We start from the raw sequence: 3,741 nt of genomic DNA, 5'->3' as shown, positions 1-3,741 counted from the left end.
GGCACAGCAGGCGTGCTCCTGTACCTTTCCCAGTTCGCCAACCCGATCGTGTGCGGCCTGGTGTTCGGCGCCCCCACCGCCCTCGTCCTCGCCCTCGCCCGGCTCGCCGGGCACGCCAAGCCCGCCCCCGACATCCACCACCAGTACGAAGGCCCCGTCTACCAGGACCAGCGCAACGTCCACACCCGCACCACCGGTGTCTGGGCCAAGACGAACAACCACCACTGACGCCAAGGGCGGCCCCCCTCTCGCCAAAGAACCGGGGCCGCCCTTGTCCAGCCAGTCCTCAACAGACCTGTTGGAGGTCTCCAGCATGACCGATCGCCGCATCCACCCGCGACTCCCCGACGGAACCGAACCGACGCCTGGTCGTGCCGGGGGTGGCTGGTCAGAACCAGCCGGAACGCTTCTTGGCCGCCTTCTCGCGCGCGGCCTCCGTGATGAGTCGCTGCTTCTCGCCGTGCAGGGCGGCCAGTTCGGCCGTCAGCCGCATCTCAGCGTTGGAGGTGGTGGTGTCGATCTGCTGCTCCGCACGGGCGGTACTGCGGCCCCGTACGACCTTGTAGGCGCCGGCGGCGGTGGCGCGGGCCATGGCGCGACGCTCCGCACCGTTCAACGGCCACGACTCACCCCGCTGGACCGCAGCGAGCTTGACGGTCGCCTTGTGTATCTCACGGTCCATGCGGCGGATCTCGGACTTGCTCATGGTCGGCTGCTCCTGGGGTAGGGGAGGACCCCGCGAGGCGGGGAAGTGAGGTGGAGTGCAGCTCAGGCGGCGCGCGGGAGGGGCAGCAGGAGGGGACGGTCCGGCCGCTGCCACGGCTGCGGGCCGAGCAGCTCATCCGCCCACGCCCGTGCGAGCCGTTCGTGCACTGCGGGCTTGCCGACGGGGAACCCCTCCTGCACGGCCCGCACCTGTTCGCCGTGGGCGAGCACCCAGGACAGGCGGGCGGGATCCCAGGCCAGCCGGAACGGACCCGCCACCGCGTCCACACCGATACGGCGGACGCTTGACTCGTTCACGGCCAACTCCTCTTCAGAAGGGGGGTGGTTGACGGTCGGGGCAGAGTCGGCGGGGGTGTCGGGGAAGGCACACAGCACGCACATGCCGAGCGAGGTCGGCATGCAGTAGCTGTAGATCACCCGGCAGTTCGGGCACGTGCGGCGGGCCAGCATCGCCAGTGCGAGGGCACCCCACTTCCGGGACGTCATCGGCCGCACGGGCTTGGCCAGTTCGAGGCGGTACAGGTAGGCGACTCGAACCGTGCCGGTACGCCGGTTGACCCTCATGACCTGCGCCGCTATCGGCTGACCCCCCGGACGCAACCCCCGTGCCCGTAACTGGCGGCGGGTGGCGAACTGTTCGTCGTCGGGGGCGAACTTCCACGGGAACGTGGGCACCCCGTACAGGGCGCCGGTGGGGTCGAAGCACTTGCCGTACGCGGCGGACATCAGGCCACCGCCGTACCGGCACGCTCAGCTTTCAGCGTGTCCCGCAGCATCCGGGCGTTGGCCGGCGACGTGCGGAGCACCCGGCGGATGCCCTCAGCGGTCAGCTCCGCCTCCGACCAGTCGGCCGTCTCGGTGCGTGCCTCATCGAGCAGTTGCGCGGCAGTCCGCTTCGGGCGGGGGGATCGGGCGACGTCGGCCACCCTGCCGGTCGCCCGACGCGGCCGGGTCGACTCAGCCGCCGCCACGGTCCGCGCCTCGATCACCGGAACGCGAATCGAGGCGGCTACGGACGGTACGGGCTTGAGTGGCAGGGTCGACTTCACATGCGAATCGGTCACCGGATCGGGGATCCGCACCACCGATGCGGTGATCGTCGCGGGGGTCGATTCGGGCAGGTCAGCCATAGACCGTTTACTCACGCTCTCGGTTGATTCCTCCGCATTCGCGACCGGGGCCGGAATCGAGGCGGGGACCGTGTCGGCGCCGCCGAACATCGAGGCGAGCGAGGCATCAGCGCCGGCGGTCACCCGATCACGCTGAACGTCCAGCAGCCTCGATCCGAGCACGGTGTCTCCGACTCCGACCTTGCGGGCCAGCCGCCACGACTTGCGCTCCGACCACTTCTTGATCCGATCGCTCGGGTGGTGGGCGGCGCGGGCGCGGTGGTAGGCGAGGGCCTGGACGATGTCGGCGGTGCGCCGCTCGTGCTCCGCGTCCCGGCCGTCGATGTGGACGACGATCCGCCGGGCGAGGAACGCCATGCCCTCAGCCGCCACGGACATGCCCATCGGGGTCAGGGCGTAGACGACCGTGCGGCCGGCGTCGGGTGCGGCCATGGCGCCCATGACGGCGGCTGCGGCCGGCAGGGCCCACAGTCCGGCCCGTACGACGCGGGGGGAGGACTGGCCCAGCATGGTCAGTCCCAGCAGCACGAGGGCGAGGACGGCGGTGGCACCCTCGCCGGCACCGAGGGCACCGAGCGCGGTCCCCTTGCCGTAGGCGTGCCCGATGTTGCTGTACGTACCGATACCGCCGACCACACCCGTAGCGAGCATGGGCACGAACGCGGCCGTCAGCACACCGATCTGAACCCGCGTCAACGGCTTGGCGCTCATGCCGCACCCCCGAGGGTGAGCAGGGCGGCGAGGATGAGCAGGGCGCCGCCGGTCAGGGTGCAGTCGACCGCACGGCGCAGACCGGTGAACTTCCGGACGGCGATCCGGGACAGGCCCGCGATGTCCGCGCCCCTGTCTTCGGCGAGCGCGATGGTGATCTGCTCGGGGGTGAGCGTCGCCCACAGCGGGAAGCCACGGCCCCCGCGCAGGTTCGGGCGCACCGACCACAGCAGCACACCAGCCGCCGTGACCAGCAAACCCAGGCCGAGACCGCCGGCCACACAGGCGGGCACGTTCAGCGGCGCGTCCTTGGCGACCGTCCAGGTCCCGGCCAGGACGGCGCCGACGAAGGCGAGCAGCAGACCGGTCTTGGTGTCGGTCCGGGCGATCTCCGCTTTCACCTCCGCATGCGCGGCGGCGAGAGCCTGTGCGGTGGTGGTGTTCACGCGCCCACCTCCGGGGTGAGCAGCGCGGCCGTGTTGGCGAGCGTGCGGCCGGCGGCGAGCACCTTGCGGCGGGCCCGGCGGACACGCCGCACGTCCAGCTCGCTCGGCGTGCGGTCCATGGTGATGATCTGCGCGTCCAACAGGTCGACCTGCGCCAGGATCAGCGGCATCTCGCGCTCGATGGCGTCCAGCTCAGCGGCCGTCGGCTCCATCCAGTCGGCGAACGCGGTAACAGCATCCTGAACAGTGACGATGTGCTTCATGGGTCGTGATCTCCCTAGACGGTGTTACGGCCCGAAAGCACCCCCGGAGTTCCAGCTCCGGGGGTGCGCCGTTTGATGGGGAAGGGGAACGTGTCAGCGGCGGTCGTTGTGGCCGTTGACGTCGTTGACGAGGGCGCTGTGGGGGTAGCCGTCGCGAAGACGGACCAGGCTGAAGTAGCTGCCCCCGACACCCGTGATCCGGTGCCACTCGCCCTCGTACCGGACGTCCGTACCGACCTGGTCGTCATTCGGGTGCGGAAGGTTCCTGTACCGGCGCATCGGATCTTCCTTTCGTTAGCGATCGGAGCCCTGCGCGACTCCCCGCGCCCCGACCCGTACGACCCCCGGCGAACCGGGGAGGCGGACGGGTCGAAGAGGCAGCCGGCCGCAGCGCTATCCGCTGCGATGCCAGGAAGAACGGGCCGACCGGATCGTTCGTCGACGGGTGATCCCGTGCGAACTGGG

Annotated in this window: 5 protein-coding genes and 2 pseudogenes; 1 reads left to right on the top strand and 6 read right to left on the bottom strand. The window is 70.6% G+C overall.

The features are described 5' to 3' along the window. A pseudogene (locus STRTUCAR8_RS10575) lies at nucleotides 1-228 on the top strand (hypothetical protein); the annotation flags it as partial. Nucleotides 229-388: 160 nt separating this feature from the next. Here the strand turns inward: STRTUCAR8_RS10575 and STRTUCAR8_RS10570 are convergent. The 6 genes and pseudogenes from STRTUCAR8_RS10570 to STRTUCAR8_RS10545 all read right to left on the bottom strand — a co-directional run bounded on the left by STRTUCAR8_RS10570 (nucleotide 389) and on the right by STRTUCAR8_RS10545 (nucleotide 3,555). Then, nucleotides 389-706: a hypothetical protein gene (locus tag STRTUCAR8_RS10570; RefSeq protein WP_006375612.1), complete on the bottom strand. Its 318-nt coding sequence runs from the start codon at nucleotides 704-706 to the stop codon at nucleotides 389-391. A gap of 374 nt (nucleotides 707-1,080) precedes the next feature. After that, a pseudogene (locus STRTUCAR8_RS10565) lies at nucleotides 1,081-1,452 on the bottom strand (RRQRL motif-containing zinc-binding protein); the annotation flags it as partial. Continuing rightward, on the bottom strand, nucleotides 1,452-2,567 hold the full coding sequence (locus STRTUCAR8_RS10560; RefSeq protein WP_006375608.1) for a hypothetical protein: 1,116 nt from the start codon (nucleotides 2,565-2,567) through the stop codon (nucleotides 1,452-1,454). The pseudogene STRTUCAR8_RS10565 and the gene STRTUCAR8_RS10560, both read right to left, overlap by 1 nt. Further along, nucleotides 2,564-3,013, bottom strand: coding sequence for a Pycsar system effector family protein (locus STRTUCAR8_RS10555; RefSeq protein WP_006375607.1), 450 nt, complete (start codon nucleotides 3,011-3,013; stop codon nucleotides 2,564-2,566). The genes STRTUCAR8_RS10560 and STRTUCAR8_RS10555 overlap by 4 nt, the downstream gene beginning before the upstream one ends. Then, the gene (locus STRTUCAR8_RS10550) at nucleotides 3,010-3,276 is read right to left on the bottom strand and encodes a DUF6284 family protein (RefSeq protein ID WP_006375613.1); all 267 of its coding nucleotides are present in this window, start codon (nucleotides 3,274-3,276) and stop codon (nucleotides 3,010-3,012) included. Before STRTUCAR8_RS10550 ends, STRTUCAR8_RS10555 begins: the two co-directional genes overlap by 4 nt. Before the next feature lie 93 nt (nucleotides 3,277-3,369). After that, nucleotides 3,370-3,555, bottom strand: coding sequence for a hypothetical protein (locus STRTUCAR8_RS10545; RefSeq protein ID WP_006375610.1), 186 nt, complete (start codon nucleotides 3,553-3,555; stop codon nucleotides 3,370-3,372). Between the last annotated feature and the right edge of the window lie 186 nt (nucleotides 3,556-3,741).

Source organism: Streptomyces turgidiscabies Car8, assembly GCF_000331005.1.
In the GTDB taxonomy this organism is placed as follows: Bacteria; Actinomycetota; Actinomycetes; order Streptomycetales; family Streptomycetaceae; genus Streptomyces; species Streptomyces turgidiscabies.
Note: the sequence above shows the minus strand (reverse complement) of the source record. Positions and strands in the feature narration are given on the sequence as shown.